The following is a 17,459-nucleotide window of genomic DNA, read 5'->3' as shown; positions in this document are numbered from 1 at the left end:
CCATCACAAAATTGGCCAATTGTCAATAGCGTTTGAGATGCGCTCCCCCTGAAAACAGATCATTCTTGATTAAGATTCTCTGAGATTTTCTCTCTCTAATTCGATTAAATTATCGATTTTTTTTAGCTTGGCATCCCCGGCAAGATAACCGATCCCGCGATGTAAATGTAAGCGAAATTGTTGAGTTAGAGTTTCTTTATCGGTTCCTAATCCGTCTTGATGACAACGTTGTTTGAGGGCAATTAAGAAAATATCGGCCATTTCTCCACCGAATACTTTCCAGGATAATTCTACATTGCTATCGGCAGGAATGGGAACGGGAGAGGGGAGACTCGGTTCAGCAAGGGAACGACAAAAAGCCCAACGACAGAGGATATTCCATTGGTCAATTTTGGTGTAGCGTTTTAATTTTATTAGGCTATCTTTGGCGGTTTGAGATAGTCGAAAACGTTCGATCGGTGATTCCATAATCTATAATTTTCCCTCGATCTTACCGATGATAAAATAGTTAGTCATACTCAATACTGTTTAATAGGAGAGTGGGAAGTGGAGAGCTTTTTTTCAGTGATCGGTAAACAGTGAACTGATAACTGATAACTGATTCAATGTCTCAAGTTAATTGGGGGAGGATTTCGTGGGAATTTATCTCAGTCATAATCTTACCAAAAGTAGCGGTCAGGGTGAATAGTGGTTTGACGTTGTTGGGAATTGTATTCTAGCAGGTATTTTCGGGCGATTACTTCCTGTTCTTCTAATAAGAGTAGCTCATTTTGTCCAATTTCTGTATCGGTAGAAAGGAGGATGACTTGAGAGGAAGCGGCGGGAAAATAACGTTCAACTAAATTATGGCGATGGGAAGAATCTAAACGTCCGAGGGGTGTATCGATAGCGATGGGTAAATCTCGCCCGGAGACTCGCGCTAATCCCCACAAAAAAGCGATCGCTAATAGTTGTTTTTCTCCAGCAGAAAGACGGTGTTTAGGCACATTTTGTCCATCGGGACCAAAGAGAGATAGACCAAAAGTATCAGCATCGATCGCTATTTTCTGCACCAGATCGGACTTATGCAATAAATAACGAAAACATTCCGCCACTTCTCCCTCTAATCTATTTAACTTTTTTAAAGTTAAGCGCTCTTTAAACACTTTTAAAGTTTGCTGTGCTTTGACAATTGCATTGACGATATGTTCGTTACTTTGCGATTCTAAAGCTTTCTCACTATAGGCAAATAATTCTTTTTTAGTTTTCTCAATTTTCTTTTTGATTTCCTCATAATTTTTGTGGCTTTGCTCGTATTCCGCTTGAGCATTTAGATACTTTTTCTGAGCGGTTTTTAAGTTATTACTCAGGGTTTCGTATTCTTCGGGAGAGGCTGCTACTGCTAATTCTCGCTCTAAATTATCTAAGTCAACTTCCAGATTTCTTAATTGTTCCATCGCTTGATGAGCGAGGTTAATTTGTGCCGGTAGTTGATGGGTTAAGACTCGATTTAATAATTCGATCGCCTCCTCGTCTAAATCTAAGTAAGGAGTAATCAAAGAATCGCAATCCTCAGCTAAAAACTGATTTTCTTGCTGTAAAAATTCTCTAATATTATCTAATTGTTCTAAAGTTAAATTCAGTTGTTTTAAATAAGCAAGTAACTTTTTATCTCTGGATTCTAAAACCGATTGAGCGACTTGAGACGATTGAAATTTTAGCTCTTTTTCTCCCTGAATTTTAGCCGCTTCTAGGAGAGGAAAAATTAACTTTAATGGTAAAAATTCCCCCGCCAATTGACCTAAATATTCTCTCTGTTTATCTAACTTTTTATCTAAATCCTTTTTTCTGCTCTCTAATTGACTTCTTTCGGCGGCAATTTTTCCGCCATCAATGCGAAATTTATCCGAGACTGCATCAAAATCATTTCTAACCAAATCTAAATTTTTTTGTTGAGTTTCCATCTCTTGTCTAGCCAATTCTAAATCTTCTTGGTACTGAGCTAATTTTTTCTCAATAGCTTCAATAGTTGCCAGTTCATTTTCTGCTGCTAATAACCGGCGCTTGCGACCAGCTAAAATATCAAGATCAACTGCTAATCTTTCCGCTAATTCTAACCCTAATAAAGTCTGCATCGAATCCTTAACGCTGTCAGGAGGTACATCCTGTTCTGCCAATTCTTTTACCTGTTCCCCATCAAATAAAAACAGGTTAGAAATACCCAAAGGTAATAAAGTTTCAATATATTCATCCCAAGTATTAGCTAAGGCGGGATCGGGCCAATCTTCATCTAAAATACCGAGGGTATCCCTACCATCTTTGGGCTGTTTTGTCCAGTATCTAACGATACGATATTGTCGCCATTGTTCATTAACTAGATGTTCAAAAGCCAGTTCTATTCTAGCTTGATCGATGAGGGAAGCTTGATTATTAACTGCTTGACTGAGAAACTCGGCATAACTTAAATTATTGCGAGTAGAACACTTCGCCCGCGCACCGTACAAAGCCAAACGAATCGCATCCATTAAAGTAGTTTTGCCGCCGCCATTCATGCCTCCTAAAAGGATAATCGGACAGGGATTGTTATCTTTTTCGGGACGTAAATTAATCACTTGACGACCGGCGTAGGGACCGAAATTTTGCAAAACTAATTCAGTAAAAATCATTAACAGTCAGCCTTAGTTAAGTCGAAAGTTTTAGGGAATCTCCTGTAAAAATTATACCTGAAAAAGTGCCGCAGATATTTTTTTACACCCAAGAAAAAACCCCAGATTTTATACTATAGCATTGATCACCATCGCCTAGATATAATCAAGGTTTCCTGATCTTTACTTTCCAGTTTATTACTGGGCATTAGCCTATTTTTTGAAAAAATCGTTATGATCGGCGTGAAAGTGCCAACACAGGGGAGAAAATTGCTATGATCACGATCGGCGAATATTTATGCCAGCGTCTCCATAATTTAGGGATTAATCATGTTTTCGGGGTGCCGGGGGATTATGTCCTCGATTTGATGGATGTTTTGGTGGAAAGTCCGATCGAATTAGTTTGTACCTGTAATGAGCTTAACGCGGGTTATGCCGCCGATGCCTACGCGCGAGTCAAAGGGATGGGTGCTGTCTGTGTCACCTACGGTGTTGGGGGATTTAGCCTGGTTAATGCTGTGGTCGGTGCTTACGCTGAAAGAGTTCCCCTGGTGGTAATTAGTGGAGCTTCCGATCGCTCGATTCGCCGGGATAATTTATTATTACACCACACCACGGGCGATTATAATCTGCAATTGTCCATCATGGAAAAAGTCACGGTTGCCTCGGTTATTCTCACTAATTCTGCCCAAGCAGCCAGTCAAATCGATCAAACTTTAGCCGCTTGTTTGCATCACAAACGTCCCGTGTATATCGAAATTCCCCGGGATCTGGTCTATCGTCCCTGTATCCCCTCAGAAAAGCCAATTTATTTAACCGATAATCTCACGGATGCCGCCGCTTTACAAGAAGCCATTGAAGAAGCGGTTTTTTTATTAGAAAAAGCGGAAAAACCAATTATTTTAGCAGGGGTAGAATTCCATCGGTTTAAACTCCAGGATAAGTTGCTGAAACTTTTAGAGGTAACGGGTTATCCCTTAGCCACCACTATTTTAGGTAAGTCGTCAATTTCGGAAATGCAGCCGCAATTTATCGGCACTTATGTGGGGGCATTAAGTCGCGAATACGTTAATCAACGGGTGGAAAATGCCGATTGTGTCCTCTGTTTAGGGGCAATAATGTCCGACATGAATTTAGGCGGATTTACGGCTAATTTAAATCCCAATAATTTGATTAATGCCAATTCCGAGAAAGTAAAAATTAAACATCACTTCTATCAACCGGTATTCCTAGGGGATTTTATCGATGGTTTAATTGATAAGCTAAGTCACAAAGAAGCGGCTACACTAGAGATTAAACCCGCGGCCGAATTGAAGAATTTAGAATTCATCCCCGTGCCAGAGCAAAAATTAACTAATGCTCGTTTTTATGAGCGAATGAATCATTTTATCGCTCAAGAATCTTTTGTTATTTCCGATACGGGGGACTCAATTATTGCCACAATTGATTTATTAATGCCCCAAAAAACCGACTTTATCGGTCAAGCATTTTATCTCTCTATTGGTTATTCAATTCCCGCCTGTTTGGGAGTAGCTTTTGCCGCACCCAATACTCGTCCTATCGTCTTTGTGGGTGATGGTGCTTTTCAAATGACCGCCCAAGAACTTTCGACAATTATCCGTCACCATCTCAATCCAATTATCTTTTTAATTAATAACGACGGTTACACGATCGAGCGGGTAATTCAGGATAATATTTATAATGATCTACAACCGTGGAAATATCACCAATTACCAGCAGTATTTAACGGGGAAAGTTGGAGTTGTCAAGTCAGGACAGAAGGGGAATTAGAAAAGGCTTTATCGATTGCCCAAGGTAACATCGATCGCCTATCATTTATTGAAGTACATCTCGATCGTTTTGACTGTTCCCAAGGCTTAACTCGTTTAGGTCAAGCTTTACGTTCACCCCACGCTTAGACTGGTTATGCTATTAGGTTTTGACTGTGTGAAGCTGTCCTAAGACACCAGACTGAAACTCTTTTGGCTCCCAAGAGTCAACAATTAAGATACAATCGGTATCTTAATCAAAGTGTGATGGTGACAACCACAACTAAAAACCCTATGAATGCTTTATGGAAACAAATCACCCTATTGAACTTTTCGCCTGCTTCTTGGTCAAAATATAGCTATCTGCATCGTTTAGTCGGCCTTTTTAGTCAATGGCGACAGGGTAGCTGGTTTGTGCAGTGGACAGAACTGATGGGTGCGCTGTTAATCTCTCTCCTTATCGCCACTGCGCCGTTTTTCTCCACCAGTCAAATCGGTTTTTTATTGTTAGCAATAGCGGGTTATTGGCTACTCTTAACCCTTGTGGATGAAGGCAAAATCGGGGTGACACCGATTCACATTTTAGTACTTTTATATTGGGGAATTGCCACGGTTTCTACGGCTTTTTCTCCCGTTAAAACCGCAGCTTTGGAAGGATTAATTAAATTAACTCTCAATCTCATCTTTTTTGCCTTTACCGCCCGAATCATGCGATCACCACGCCTAACAAATTGGATTCTGACTACTTTAGTTTTAACCGCTTTAGCAGTCAGCGTTTACGGCATTCGTCAGCAAATTTTTGGTGCGGAACAGTTAGCAACTTGGAACGATCCCACTTCAGAATTAGCGGGGGATACTAGGGTTTATAGTTATCTCGGTAATCCTAATTTATTAGCTAGTTATTTATTCCCTGGTATTGCCTTTAGCGGTGCGGCATTATTTGTGTGGCAGGGATGGCTACCGAAAATTTTAGCGGCTTTATTAACTTTAGCCAATGCCGCTTGTTTATTTTTTACCGAGAGTCGTGGCGGTTGGATTGGTTTGATGGTCTTAGGAATCGTCTTCTTATTGCTATTATTTTATTGGTTCAAAAATTATCTACCGTTATTTTGGCAAACATGGCTTTTACCATTAATTTTAGGTGGTTTAGCGGTGGTGATTTTAGGGGCGATTTTATTGGTCGATCCCCTGCGAATTCGGGTGATGAGTATTTTCGCCGGACGGGAAGATAGTAGTAATAACTTTCGGATTAATGTTTGGGATGCAGTTATTCGCATGATTCAAACCTATCCACTTTTGGGCATCGGACCGGGTAATGATGCTTTTAAGAAAATTTACCCCCTATTCATGAAGCCAAAATACACGGCTTTAAGTGCCTATTCTGTGCTATTAGAAATCATGGTAGAAACGGGAATTATTGGTTTTACCTGTTTCCTCTGGTTATTAGTCACAACTATCGGCCAAGGCATCCATCAAATTAAACTTTTACGCGATAAAATGGATAGTCAAGGCTTTTGGTTAATCGGGGCAATTGCCGCTATGGCTGGAATTCTTGCCCACGGTTTTTTTGATACGGTTTGGTATCGTCCCCAGGTTAGTACCCTCTGGTGGTTAGTTTTGGGTTTAATTGCTAGTCGTTGTTATTCCCCCGCTAGAGGTTTTGATCCTGGCAATTCTCTCCTCTAGGGGGGCGAAATGGGGGAGCATTGAGGAGTTATTTCAAATTACGGATAGGACTGCTCTGAAGGGTATTTGAAGCTCGTGTAGGCGTAGGCGAGGGGGATTATTAAGAAAAATCACAAATCTTCCATCCTACCATTTCTCGGTGGGCAAAGCAAGAGACAATTAAATTGGATCGTTTCCCAGTTTGTTCTGCGCTTGGCGCGATTTCCTAACTGCAATAACGAGAGTAAATCCCTGTGGCCGTTATAGAGACGAGGGAGGAAAATAATGGATCGTTCTCTTAAGTGGGCCGTTGCGATTGTCATAACTCTAATCCTCGTGCTTTCCCCGGTCTTTTCCCAGGGCTTTGGGGCGACAGAGTGGAACCCGAAAGGAGGGAACGGTCAAGATACAATGCTAACCCTTACTCGCACTGACAACGGCAAATCCATCATCATGCAGGTCAACGACCTGCTGCTACTGTCCCTCGACGAGAATCCCACTACCGGCTTTCAGTGGGCGCTTGATGGCGGCGGGGGCGATTTAGTGGAGCTGCAGTCCTCTGAGTATGTACCTGCCGGGGAGTCGAAAGTCGGCGGGGGCGGTCGGAGAATCCTGACCTTTAAAGCGCAACGGGCTGGGATAGACCAACTAAGGCTTAAGCTCTGGCGAGAGTGGCAAGGAGAATCGTCAGTTGTCGAACGATTTACTGTCACGCTCCAAGTCCGAGAGTAAAGGCTTCTCGGACAGCCAGGGGCTAGTGAGTAACGACTTAGGAGGGAAAGAAAAATGAGTGAAACATTCGTAATAAATCGATGCTATCCAGAAGCACAAAAACTTTTACGAGAGATTGAACGATTGGTGTAAACAAAAGTCTGAAGATAAAGAAGGTAGATATTTTAAATGCGAGTAAATCCAGTCGGTTTTTAATGTCAAACTAAAATTATCTTTTATCCTTTGGAGAAAGTCAATATGTCTCAGTTATGGTCAGATAAAATTGTTTCTGCTATACAAGCAGGAAGGAGCATTTCCCATTCCTATAAACCAACTCAATCACGCATCAAGATACTCAGTAACGGTGCTGTTTACATCAAAGCTGATATGGATACGGATGCTGATGGTTCACCTCGCGCAAACCAGATTGATCCCAAATATGGTCAACTTCCCACATCTCTCCGCAAGAGCAATGGTTGGCGAGGAGATGCTGAGTATGTCAATGCAGAAACCATTCCCTATTATGTTTTACCCGGAAATTTTGCTTCAGTCTCCGGTGTAACTTGTAAACTAGGAGACTTAGCTCTTGTTCGTTGGCAAGGACATGAAATCTTGGCAATTTATGCTGATCAAGGACCTACCGATAAAATTGGCGAAGGCTCGATCAAACTGGTTGAAGCATTGGGAGAAAACCCTTGGAATGCTGGTAAAACTGAGATTATTAGTGGAATCGAATTTGGAGTTGAGTACCTGGTTTTTCCAAAATCAACTGCTACACGACCTATCCCATCCTCTTTTGATGAAATTCAATCTGTGGGTCTAGAAGTCTTTCGAGAATACTTTGGTGACGTAACCTACTCCATGACGCAGGAAGAAATGCAAGAAAAGGCCGGTGAAAATGATGTTGAGGTTTGGGAGATTATGAATGCGCCAAACTTTAAAACCTTGACTGATTTGAATTTACGTCCTTCAGTTGGTACAGGCTCACCGCCTATCACCACTATCCCTATAGATACAGTGATCAAAAGTCTGGTTGACTCTAGTTCTCAAAGACCTAAAGTTTTCCATGTTGGTTTTGGCAATAGTGGTTTATGGCTGATGGTTGAATATAACAACCAAAAAGGGTTTGTTAGAGCTTCTAAAAATTACATACTTCCGTGGTATCAAAATTGATTGATGTTCGAATTCAGAGAGGTAATTTCACAGAAAATTAATCTAGTCTATACAAGATCGGGTGATCGCTTTTCTTGGAAGGAGGAAAGGAATGATCATTGAAATCGAATTAGCAACGATAGACATACATTTCCGTTATCGAACTGCTTGATTAGTACAGAGCATAAAAGCAAGCTCTGATCGGGTGATAATTTTTAGAGATGTCCACTTTTGGTTCCACACTGTGAACAAAACATTGTTTTCTCCTGAGAGCAGATTTTCCGTGGACTCACTAAATACTTTTACTCAAGTCTTTAGTGAGCTAAAGCAATACTAGCAATTATATAGATCGGCTCTACCAATTTGGCAGAATTTAGAAATCCCCTGTAACTTACCGTTCATCGATAACTGAAATTTAAGCATAGATGCGATCCTCGATCGCCACCGATTGCAGAAGTCTTTCTACGATAGCTTTAGCTTGACGACCGTGACTAGGAATCAGACGATGGCAGAAGACGTAGGGAGTAATTAACTTAACATCATCGGGGATAGCATAATCGCGACCTTCGAGGAAAGCGTAAGCTTGAACTGCTTTTTGCAGAACCACACAACCCCGGGGACTGACTCCTAAACTAATATCTTCGTGGTCACGGGTAGCGCGGACTAAATCGACAATATATTGCTGTAAAGCAGGAGCTACCCGGACCAGACTGACTAATCTTTGCAATTCTCCCACCTGTTCTAGGGAAATACAAGCTTCTAGGGATTTAACCGTCTCTTGAGAATGCTGTCTTTGTAACATTTTTAATTCTTCTGTGGCGCTGGGATAACCCAAACTCAGGCAAACGGCAAAACGGTCCATTTGTGCTTCTGGAAGCGGAAAAGTGCCTTGATATTCGATTGGGTTTTGGGTGGCGATAACAAAGAAGGGTTGGGGGACCGGCCGCGCTTCTCCATCGACGGTAACTTGTTTTTCTTCCATGACTTCTAGAAGTGCCGATTGGGTGCGCGGGGTGGCCCGGTTGATTTCATCGGCCAACAGGACGTTAGCAAAAGCGGGGCCGGGGATAAATTCAAATTCGCGACTGTTGGGGTTCCAAATCGTGGTTCCCGTGATATCACTAGGGAGGAGGTCAGGGGTGCATTGTACCCGTTGGAAACGACCGTTAATTGAACGCGCTAAGGATTTAGCTAACAGGGTTTTGCCGACTCCGGGGACATCTTCGAGGAGAGCGTGACCACCACTGAGCAAAGCCACCAGCACAATGCGAATCGATTCGGTTTGGCCGACGATGCTCTGGCTCAAATTTTCCATCAAAATATCAATAGCGTCTCTCATAGTACAAATGGGGTATTTTGTCAAGAAGATTAATGTTAATTTTTTTGATCTTAACGATTCTTTTCCCAATTTGCCCACACTAGCGAGGAAAGTTGACAGACAATGGCGGTAATTTTTCTGCTAGGGAGCTAATCGGGGTTAGGGTGGCGAGCATAGAGAAAATTAGTTAAGAATTGTTGCCAGTGGGCGAAATCAAGATTTTCAGTCGGTTCAGTACGGTAAAATCGAGAAGAATTTCTCTTAATCAGTGAAGATGAAAGCTAGTTCGCTCGTTTTTAGTCTTGTTTTAGGAATCGCTGCCAGTACATTAACCAATAGTTTACCCGAAAATTTGACTTTCAATTCTCGGAAAATATTGGCTCAAGATCAGGCGCCTTCCTGTCCCCTTCCTCCAGATCTTGCCATCACTTTTCGCAATAGTGAATGTCAGGCAATTACCCTAGAAAAACCCCAGACTTTCTTCCGTTATTATAGTGACGAAAATTACAAAAAAGGTCGTTTTCTAACAACGGATCAATATACCACCAATGTGGAGGTGATCAGAAATTTAGCCCTCGATCAAAAGTGGAATCCCCCCAATCAAGCGACCAAAGTGGTATCGGTGACTTTACCGGCGGGAACAACGGTTTATCAAGGAATTGTCGCCCCCCAGAATCCGGCTGATTGTTATCCCGGTGGTGGTCAGCAAACTTTTATTAAAGACTCGCGAGATGCCAATATACAATGGGGAGAGGGGCGAGCAATAACGGTTACATCTTTTTCCTGTCGCTAGAATATTATGGAAACGAACATGAGGGAATTAGTTCAATCAATTGACCAAGCTATTACCGTGGCCGAACAGATGCGGAAAACAGAAATATCAACTCGGATTGAGGGTTTAATTTCTGTCCTGAAAACCATCAAAAGTCAGGCGTTAGCTGGTCAATTACCACCGTCTCAAGGCATTGTTACCCTAGGATTGGCGCGAGAAGTAGCTGATTGGATCGATTCCCTCGATTCTCCTTTATTGAAAGCCGTGGGTAAAGTGGAAAGAGAATACCAAAAATATTAGGAGTTGTCGGTTACAGAACTTAGAATTAACCGAGAGCGATCGCAGTCTATCTCGATCTGATTTTTTAATCGATCGAGAGAATTAAATTTCTGTTCTGGTCGCAGGAATTGCACTAAATCCATCGTTAAAATGCGATCATATACATGGCCCGACCAATCCAATAAATGGATTTCCACACTGATAGTTTTTCCCTCAATCGTGGGACGATAACCGATATTCATAACTGCCGGTAAGCGAGAACCATCAAGAGGCACCCAACCGCAATAAACCCCGAATCGCGGCAATAATTTATCGGGGGGAACCTCTAGATTAGCGGTATGAAAACCTAATGTTCTGCCCAGCTGTTGCCCGATGACCACGCGACCGGTTAAACTGTAGGGACGACCTAACATTTGCCCAGCTTGCTGAACGTTTCCTGCTGCCAAAGCTTGACGAATTAGGGAACTACTAATTCGACCCGTCCCACAGTTTTTTAAAGCAACAATCTCGACTTTAATATTAAATTGAGAGGCGATCTGTAATAAATCTTCGGCTGTACCTTGACGACGATAACCGAAGCGAAAATCTTGACCAACACTGATCGATTTAGCCTGTAATTTTTCTACTAAAATCTGTTTGATAAAAGCCAAGGGAGTCAGGGAAGCTAATTGAGCAGAAAAAGGCAGTAAAACTAATTGTTTAACGCCTAAATTCTCTAAAACCTCCACCTTTTCCCCTAGAGGAGTTAATAATTGCCATTTTTCTCGCGTAAAAAATTCCCGCGGGTGGGGAGTAAAACTAACAACGGTGGGATAAGCGGGTTCATCCTGAAAAATTGGCTGTAGGACGGTTTGATGACCTAGGTGCAAACCATCAAAGTTACCAAGAGCGATCGCACAAGGGGCTAAAATACGGGTATTAGGGGAATCTACAATCCACACGCTGGCTCTAAGAACAGATACAAGAGAATAGTTCAAGCGATTAATCTTGAGTGTAGCCTTTTGATTCTATATCAATCGGGGGATCAAGCCAAAAAAACGCCCCCAATTACTTGGAGGCTTTTTCAGAAAAAATAACTGTCATTAACCTTCTGCTAATTTCAGATCCCGCAGAGCGCTAATATCCACTTGAATCGATGGCCCCATGGAGGAAGAAACGTAAACTGTGCGCCAGTAACGACCTTTTGCCCCGGAAGGACGGTTTCTGTCCACCGTTTCCTGTAAAGCTTTCAAATTAACTAACAGATCCTCAGCACTAAAAGAAGCTTTACCAAATTGAACGTGAACGATCCCAGTGCGATCGGCCCGGAATTCTAATTTACCCGCTTTAAACTCAGCGATTGCCCCCGTTAAATCCGTGGTTACGGTTCCCCCTTTCGGTGAGGGCATTAAACCCCGTGGACCGAGTTGACGACCTAATTTAGCCACTTTCGGCATCATATCGGGGGTGGCGATTAACACCTCGAAATCCATCATCCCCTTGGCGATTTCTTCGATTAATTCTTCCGAACCAACGATATCGGCCCCGGCGTTGTTCGCTTCCTGTACCTTTTCCCCGCGAGTAATGACCGCTACTCGCACCGTGCGTCCGGTTCCTTTGGGTAAACTTACCGTTGTCCGCAGTTGTTGGTCGGTATATTTAGGATCGATACCTAAACGAATATGAGCTTCGGCGGTTTCGTCGAATTTCGCCGTCGCTAATTCCTTTAATAATGTCAGTGCCTCTAATGGCTCGTAGGCTTTATTTTCTACCTTAGCCTGGGCATCTCGCAAACGTCGTGAAACTTTTTTTACCATCTGATTTGTTGCTCCTTGGGTAATAACGAAGCTTAACTTCTCCCCGAAATAAGATTTAGTCTGAGATCTTGACACCCATATTTCTGGCCGTTCCCGCCACAATATTCATGGCCGCTTCGATGTCGTTAGCGTTAAGATCGGGCATTTTAGTTTGGGCGATTTCGCGTAATTGGTCGCGGGTAATGGTGGCGACAAATTTCTTGTTAGGTTCGTTGGAACCTCTTTCCACGCCGGCTGCTTTGCGGATGAGAACGGAAGCGGGGGGAGTTTTGAGAACAAAGGTAAAACTCCGATCCTCAAAAACGGAAATTTCCACAGGGATGATCATCCCGGCCTGATCGGCGGTTTTAGCGTTGTAATCTTTACAGAACGCCATAATATTCACCCCGTGTTGACCCAAAGCAGGACCGACCGGAGGAGCAGGGTTAGCCTTACCAGCAGGTAAAGCTAGTTTAATAATTGCGACGACTTTTTTAGCCATGATTTAGTTTTGTTTTTCGACTTGATTAAATTCCAATTCGACCGGGGTATCCCGACCAAAAATGGAGAGCAGGGCCTTGAGTTTGCCGCGCTCGGGACTAACTTCGATCACTTCCCCTTCAAAGTCCTTAAATGGACCAGATAGGACCAAGATTTGATCGCCAACTTCCATATTGATTTTGACGACGGGTTCTTGAATCTGAGCTTGTTTGAAGATGCGATCAACTTCTGACATACTCAAGGGTAGCGGGGTGACGTGACCGCGGCCGCGTCCGTAGTGGCGTTTTTGTTCGGCCCCGACAAAGTTGATCACGTGGGGGGTGTTTTTCACCACCTGCCAAGCGTCATCATCCATGATCATTCTGATCAGGACATAACCGGGGAAGACTTTTTCCTCGCCGTGCTGCCGTGAGCCATCCTTGCGGACTTTGACGGTGGCCGCTTGGGGAATCTGAACTTGCAGAATGCGATCGGCCACATCGAGGGTGTGGATGCGCTGTTCCAAATTAGCTTTGACCCGTTTCTCACAACCGGAAGCCACCTGCACGGCATACCAACGGGGTTTTTTCGGTAGGCCGCTAAGATTGAGTTCTTCGGGAAACTGCTCTTCTTCTAGATTCATGGGAACACCTTCCCCGCACCCCAGGCAAAGAATTTATCAATCAGATAGATGAGAGTGGCTACCAAAGTCACCATTAACATCACCGCCGCCGATTCGCTCAAAAGTTGCTGACGGGAAGGCCAGACGACTTTGGCGAGTTCTTCTTTGGTTTCATTGACGAATTCCTTGACCTGAAAGGAGCTTCCCTCTTTCTTGTCGCTCGCGTCTTTTTCTAGGGTTTCTTTTTTGGCCACGATCGCTACTCCTTAAAATGATACTCAAGCTATCCTTAACTTATCATTTTCACCGGACAACCCACACTAACCCCCAGACATTTAGATTATGTCCTTTGCAATTATCGGCTTGGTGATTACCAAACGCGCCCTGGAGGACTTGAACCCCCGACATCAGGTTTTGGAGACCTGCGTTCTACCAACTGAACTAAGAGCGCCCATTCGCTAAACTATTTGGCTTTTTTAAGGCCTTTATTTATTATAGCGTAGTTGTTGGCGATTAAGCAACTTTCTTGGTTAGGCTGTCGCCGGAAATTTTTTAGAGAGGGCGATCGAAACGTTCTTGGACCCTGGTGGCTTTGCCAACCCGATCGCGCAGATAGTAGAGTTTCGCCCGGCGTACTTTACCACGACGGATGATCTTGATATTGGCAACCCGGGGCGAGTGGAGCAGGAAAACTCTTTCTACTCCCACACCCTGGAAGACTTTGCGTACTGTAATCGTTTCGTTGATACCGCCATGGCGTTTGGCGATGACAATACCCTCGTAGGGCTGAATCCGCTCTTTATCTCCTTCAACGATTCGCACCCCTACCCGGATCGTGTCACCGACATGGATAATGGGCAGATCGCTCTTGAGATACTCGGCTTCGATTGATTTGATAATCTCTTCCGTTTTCATCGGCTTTCGTAAAACTGACAATTTACTATCATACCATATTTTTTTAAGTACAGCCTTTCTCGTCTAAATGAAATATGCTCTAAACGGGATTAGGGACTTGCGCTTTGATAATGTATCTTTTGGGCGAACGCAGTTCGCCCCTACATTGTGGACAAAATCCGTTACTGTAGAAGTGCCAGGAACCTGCGCCCTCCGATCGATCAAGTGTGCTGATCACCCTAAGTAGGGGGAAGTCCTTCGAGAGTCCCCGCAGCTAAGGGACTTACGCTTTGATAATATGCTATCTGGCTGGTCTGATTCTTCTACAGAGCGATTTTCAAAGCTGGGATATTATTCCCAAGCAAGTCCCCCACGTCCAGCTTATAGTAGTAGCCAACAACCCCGACGAGCAAGCCATTTGCGCCCAATACCTGCGCCATAATCGCGTCAGATACTTTGCTTTGATCTAAGATTGAGTCAGCAATATCTAATTTGGAGTCTCAGGCAATGGAACCGATTTCTCTAATTCTCGCTGCGTTGGCTGCTGGTGCGGTTGCTGCTGCTAAGGATACGGCAGGAACAGCCGTTAAGGATGCTTATGAGAGTTTAAAAGCGTTGATTAAGAAGAAATTTGCAGAAAAAGGGAAAACAGATGATAGTGATATCGTCGATAAACATGAGAAAAAACCAGATTCAGAGGGGGTAAAAACACTGCTCAAAGAAGAGTTACTTGAAGCAAAAATTGATAGAGATGCAGAGGTTATTAAGACAGCAGAAGCATTACTTAAGCAATTAAAACCTGAAGAATTTGCCGCAGGTAAGTATAATATTAATGTTGGTGGTGATATTAAAGGAATGGTGGGAGATGGCACTTTTAAGGGAATTGCAGGAGATATTAGTGGTGGAAATATTAGTCAGAAGATTAATTAGTTGAGGATTATTTAGGAGGGAAATTTATGTCAATTACTGTTGAGGTAGAACTTAAAGATTTTCTAATTCAAATCAATCAAAAGTTAGACAATCTTCAAAAAGATGTTACTGATATTAAGATTGAACTTAGTGAAGTTAAAGGTGAAATTAAGCGTCTGGAGGAAAAAATCGATGGTGTCGAGAAGCGTCTGGAGGAAAAAATTGATGGTGTCGAGAAGCGTCTGGAGGAAAAAATCGATGGTGTCGAGAAGCGTCTAGAGGGAAAAATTGATGGATTGGAAAAGCGCTTAGAGAATCAAGAGTTTGTCAGTCGAGGGATTTTAGTTGCTTTAATTGTAACGATTTTAGGCGGTTTGGCTAAATTGTTTGGTTTAGTAGGAAGTCCTTAAAGAGTGCTAATTCTAAAACTGCAATTTAAAGTTAACTTTAAAAGAATAATTTTGGGGTAGCAAAAATGACTGATAAAAGTTATTATTTAGAAATAGGGGGTGATGTTAAAGGTCTTATCGGTGATGGTGAATTTAAGGGAATTGCAGGTGATATTAGTGGCGGTGTAATCAATCAATATATTATCACCCAAAAGTCAGGAGTTGAGATTCAGGCTCAAACTTTAATTACGGGTTCACCTTATTTGGGTTTAAGGAAGTTTGAGGTAGATGACAAGGATAGGTTTTTTGGGCGAGATAATTGGATTATTGAGTTAACTGATTATTTAAAGCAAAAGAATGTTTTATTGCTTTTAGGTGCGTCAGGAAGCGGTAAATCTTCTCTCGTGCAAGCGGGTTTAATTCCTAAGTTAAAGGATAATTTGGGCGCAAATAAATTGGTTAATTTAACTTTTGTTCCTGATGTTAATCCCTTTGAGTCTTTTTATGGTTGTCTTTTGGCAAATAGATATAAACAATACCAAGCGAAATTAGCACAAGCTGTTAAAGAAGAGACTTTAATTAAGGTGGTTGAAGGATTAAAAAATAATTCTGATTTATGGTTTATTTTTATTGACCAATTTGAGGAATTATTTACTCGTACACCGAAGACGGAAAGAGATATTTTCATTAAAAGTTTGATTAAATTAATTGAAAATAATGATAGTTTAGTTAAAATTGTGATGACGATGAGGGCGGATTTTTTAGATAAATTAAGTCCTTATCCCAGTTTAGGAAAAATCCATGATCAGTATAGCAAGATGTTAACAGATATGGATGAAAGTCAGTTAAGATTAGCTATTGCTGAACCGGCGGCGAGAAATGGGGTAATCTTTGAAAAGGGATTAATTAATCAAATTATTGCCGATTTTTATGAACAGGCTGGCTCTTTACCTCTGTTACAATATACGTTAGATTTATTGTGGGAAAAAAATCATATTCAAAATCGGGTTTTAAATATTAAGATTTATCAAGAGATTGGTGGGGTAACGGGTGCGCTAGAAAAACAAGCGGATAAAATTTATAGTCAATTTAATGAACAGCAACGGAAAGCAGCAGAGGAAATTTTTCTAGAGTTAATTAGTTTAGAAGGGAAAGAAGCGGTTAGCAGAAGGGCGGATAAATCGAGTTTTGAACAGGAGGAAATGCAAAGAGAGGTTCTCTATCAATTAATAGATAATCGTCTTTTGGTGAGTAAGGGAGAAGACGGGAAAGCAACGGTTGAGGTGGCACATGAGGCGTTATTACGTTCTTGGCAAGTGTTACAGGATTTAATTCGAGAAAAAGAGGAGATAATTGTTCTGAGAAGTCGTTTATATGCTGATGCTAAACAGTGGGATGATTTACAGAAGCAAGATGCAGTAAAAGCGAGTAGTGAGCTTTGGGGAGGTTCTAAGTTAGCTAAAATTGTTGAGTTTCAAAAGAATAATTCTCTGCCTAATTTAGAGGCTGTGGCGATAGAGTTTATTAAGGCGAGTGTTACTCAAGCTGAACGTCAAAAAAATGAAAAAATTAGAACAGCGCGAAGGATTACGGCGGTTTCGTTGGTAGCGGTTATAATTAGTAGTAGTTTAGGTTGGATGGCTTGGCAAAAAACGCAACAAGCAGAACTCAATCTAGCACACTCTCGCGGCTTTTCTTCTGTGTCTCTGTTTAATGAACATAAGGAGTTGGAAGCTTTCGTCGAAGCGATTAAAGCGGGAAAAATTCTACAAAAGCAGCAGACGTACAACAAGGAGGTGACTAATGCCTTACAGGAACTTCTCAACCGCAAAAGTGAACGCAATCGCTTAGAGGGGCATGATAACTGGGTCAGAAGCGTTAATTTTAGTCCCGACGGCAAGACATTGGTGAGCGGTAGTTGGGACAAGACTATCAAACTCTGGAATGTAGAAACAGGCCAAGAAATCCGCACCCTCAAGGGGCATGATGAGCTTGTCAATAGCGTTAATTTTAGTCCCGACGGCAAGACATTGGTGAGCGGTAGTTGGGACAAGACTATCAAACTCTGGAATGTAGAAACAGGCCAAGAAATCCGCACCC

General features: G+C 42.3%; 18 protein-coding genes and 1 tRNA gene. 9 read left to right on the top strand and 10 right to left on the bottom strand.

Annotated features, from left to right (window positions below; genetic code table 11):
• Positions 1 to 69: 69 nt before the first annotated feature.
• On the bottom strand, positions 70 to 468 hold the full coding sequence (dndE, locus tag IM473_RS15885) for a DNA sulfur modification protein DndE (RefSeq protein WP_002735106.1): 399 nt from the start codon (positions 466 to 468) through the stop codon (positions 70 to 72).
• 191 nt (positions 469 to 659) lie between these two features.
• Positions 660 to 2,645 (bottom strand): DNA sulfur modification protein DndD, encoded by a 1,986-nt coding sequence (dndD, locus tag IM473_RS15880; RefSeq protein ID WP_287658538.1) that lies wholly within the window; start codon positions 2,643 to 2,645, stop codon positions 660 to 662.
• Between the two features lie 254 nt (positions 2,646 to 2,899).
• On the opposite strand from dndD, the gene IM473_RS15875 reads away from it, so the two are divergent.
• From IM473_RS15875 to IM473_RS15860, 4 genes are all read left to right on the top strand, one after another.
• The gene (locus IM473_RS15875; protein WP_287658537.1) at positions 2,900 to 4,543 is read left to right on the top strand and encodes an alpha-keto acid decarboxylase family protein; all 1,644 of its coding nucleotides are present in this window, start codon (positions 2,900 to 2,902) and stop codon (positions 4,541 to 4,543) included.
• Positions 4,544 to 4,687: 144 nt separating this feature from the next.
• The gene (locus IM473_RS15870; RefSeq protein ID WP_287658535.1) at positions 4,688 to 6,079 is read left to right on the top strand and encodes an IctB family putative bicarbonate transporter; all 1,392 of its coding nucleotides are present in this window, start codon (positions 4,688 to 4,690) and stop codon (positions 6,077 to 6,079) included.
• Positions 6,080 to 6,343: 264 nt separating this feature from the next.
• Positions 6,344 to 6,790: a protease inhibitor I42 family protein gene (locus IM473_RS15865; RefSeq protein ID WP_287658533.1), complete on the top strand. Its 447-nt coding sequence runs from the start codon at positions 6,344 to 6,346 to the stop codon at positions 6,788 to 6,790.
• Positions 6,791 to 7,027: 237 nt separating this feature from the next.
• Positions 7,028 to 7,942, top strand: coding sequence for a glycoside hydrolase family 75 protein (locus tag IM473_RS15860; protein ID WP_287658532.1), 915 nt, complete (start codon positions 7,028 to 7,030; stop codon positions 7,940 to 7,942).
• A gap of 394 nt (positions 7,943 to 8,336) precedes the next feature.
• Here IM473_RS15860 and IM473_RS15855 read toward each other — a convergent pair whose 3' ends face one another.
• Positions 8,337 to 9,260, bottom strand: a complete 924-nt coding sequence (locus IM473_RS15855) for an AAA family ATPase (protein WP_193957400.1) — start codon at positions 9,258 to 9,260, stop codon at positions 8,337 to 8,339.
• A 253-nt stretch (positions 9,261 to 9,513) separates the two neighbouring features.
• On the opposite strand from IM473_RS15855, the gene IM473_RS15850 reads away from it, so the two are divergent.
• The gene (locus IM473_RS15850; RefSeq protein WP_104395601.1) at positions 9,514 to 10,032 is read left to right on the top strand and encodes a hypothetical protein; all 519 of its coding nucleotides are present in this window, start codon (positions 9,514 to 9,516) and stop codon (positions 10,030 to 10,032) included.
• Between the two features lie 6 nt (positions 10,033 to 10,038).
• Positions 10,039 to 10,311: a hypothetical protein gene (locus IM473_RS15845; RefSeq protein WP_190380108.1), complete on the top strand. Its 273-nt coding sequence runs from the start codon at positions 10,039 to 10,041 to the stop codon at positions 10,309 to 10,311.
• On the opposite strand, the gene IM473_RS15840 is transcribed toward IM473_RS15845, so the two are convergent.
• From IM473_RS15840 to rplS, 7 genes are all read right to left on the bottom strand, one after another.
• On the bottom strand, positions 10,308 to 11,231 hold the full coding sequence (locus IM473_RS15840; protein WP_287658531.1) for a bifunctional riboflavin kinase/FAD synthetase: 924 nt from the start codon (positions 11,229 to 11,231) through the stop codon (positions 10,308 to 10,310). The genes IM473_RS15845 and IM473_RS15840 overlap by 4 nt on opposite strands.
• Before the next feature lie 141 nt (positions 11,232 to 11,372).
• Positions 11,373 to 12,086 carry a 50S ribosomal protein L1 gene (gene rplA, locus IM473_RS15835; RefSeq protein ID WP_002796882.1) on the bottom strand — a complete coding sequence of 238 codons (714 nt, stop codon included), beginning with the start codon at positions 12,084 to 12,086 and terminating at the stop codon, positions 11,373 to 11,375.
• Positions 12,087 to 12,141: 55 nt separating this feature from the next.
• Entirely contained in the window at positions 12,142 to 12,567 is a 426-nt protein-coding gene (gene rplK / locus IM473_RS15830; RefSeq protein ID WP_002735897.1) for a 50S ribosomal protein L11, read from the bottom strand.
• 3 nt (positions 12,568 to 12,570) lie between these two features.
• Positions 12,571 to 13,188, bottom strand: coding sequence for a transcription termination/antitermination protein NusG (nusG, locus tag IM473_RS15825; RefSeq protein WP_002735925.1), 618 nt, complete (start codon positions 13,186 to 13,188; stop codon positions 12,571 to 12,573).
• Entirely contained in the window at positions 13,185 to 13,421 is a 237-nt protein-coding gene (gene secE / locus IM473_RS15820; RefSeq protein WP_002737505.1) for a preprotein translocase subunit SecE, read from the bottom strand. The genes nusG and secE overlap by 4 nt, the downstream gene beginning before the upstream one ends.
• A gap of 124 nt (positions 13,422 to 13,545) precedes the next feature.
• Positions 13,546 to 13,618: transfer RNA gene (locus tag IM473_RS15815), tRNA-Trp, on the bottom strand.
• Between the two features lie 101 nt (positions 13,619 to 13,719).
• On the bottom strand, positions 13,720 to 14,082 hold the full coding sequence (gene rplS / locus IM473_RS15810; RefSeq protein WP_002754314.1) for a 50S ribosomal protein L19: 363 nt from the start codon (positions 14,080 to 14,082) through the stop codon (positions 13,720 to 13,722).
• 486 nt (positions 14,083 to 14,568) lie between these two features.
• Between rplS and IM473_RS15805 the strand changes: the two genes are divergently transcribed.
• The 3 genes from IM473_RS15805 to IM473_RS15795 all read left to right on the top strand — a co-directional run.
• Positions 14,569 to 14,991 (top strand): Het-E N-terminal domain-containing protein, encoded by a 423-nt coding sequence (locus tag IM473_RS15805; protein ID WP_287658530.1) that lies wholly within the window; start codon positions 14,569 to 14,571, stop codon positions 14,989 to 14,991.
• Between the two features lie 26 nt (positions 14,992 to 15,017).
• On the top strand, positions 15,018 to 15,380 hold the full coding sequence (locus IM473_RS15800) for a coiled-coil domain-containing protein (RefSeq protein WP_002763821.1): 363 nt from the start codon (positions 15,018 to 15,020) through the stop codon (positions 15,378 to 15,380).
• Positions 15,381 to 15,445: 65 nt separating this feature from the next.
• On the top strand, positions 15,446 to 17,459 hold a 2,014-nt coding region (locus IM473_RS15795; RefSeq protein WP_287690526.1), incomplete at its 3' end, for an nSTAND1 domain-containing NTPase.

Origin of the sequence: Microcystis sp. M015S2 (assembly GCF_020245945.1) — a bacterium.
In the GTDB taxonomy this organism is placed as follows: Bacteria; Cyanobacteriota; Cyanobacteriia; order Cyanobacteriales; family Microcystaceae; genus Microcystis.
Note: the sequence above shows the minus strand (reverse complement) of the source record. Positions and strands in the feature narration are given on the sequence as shown.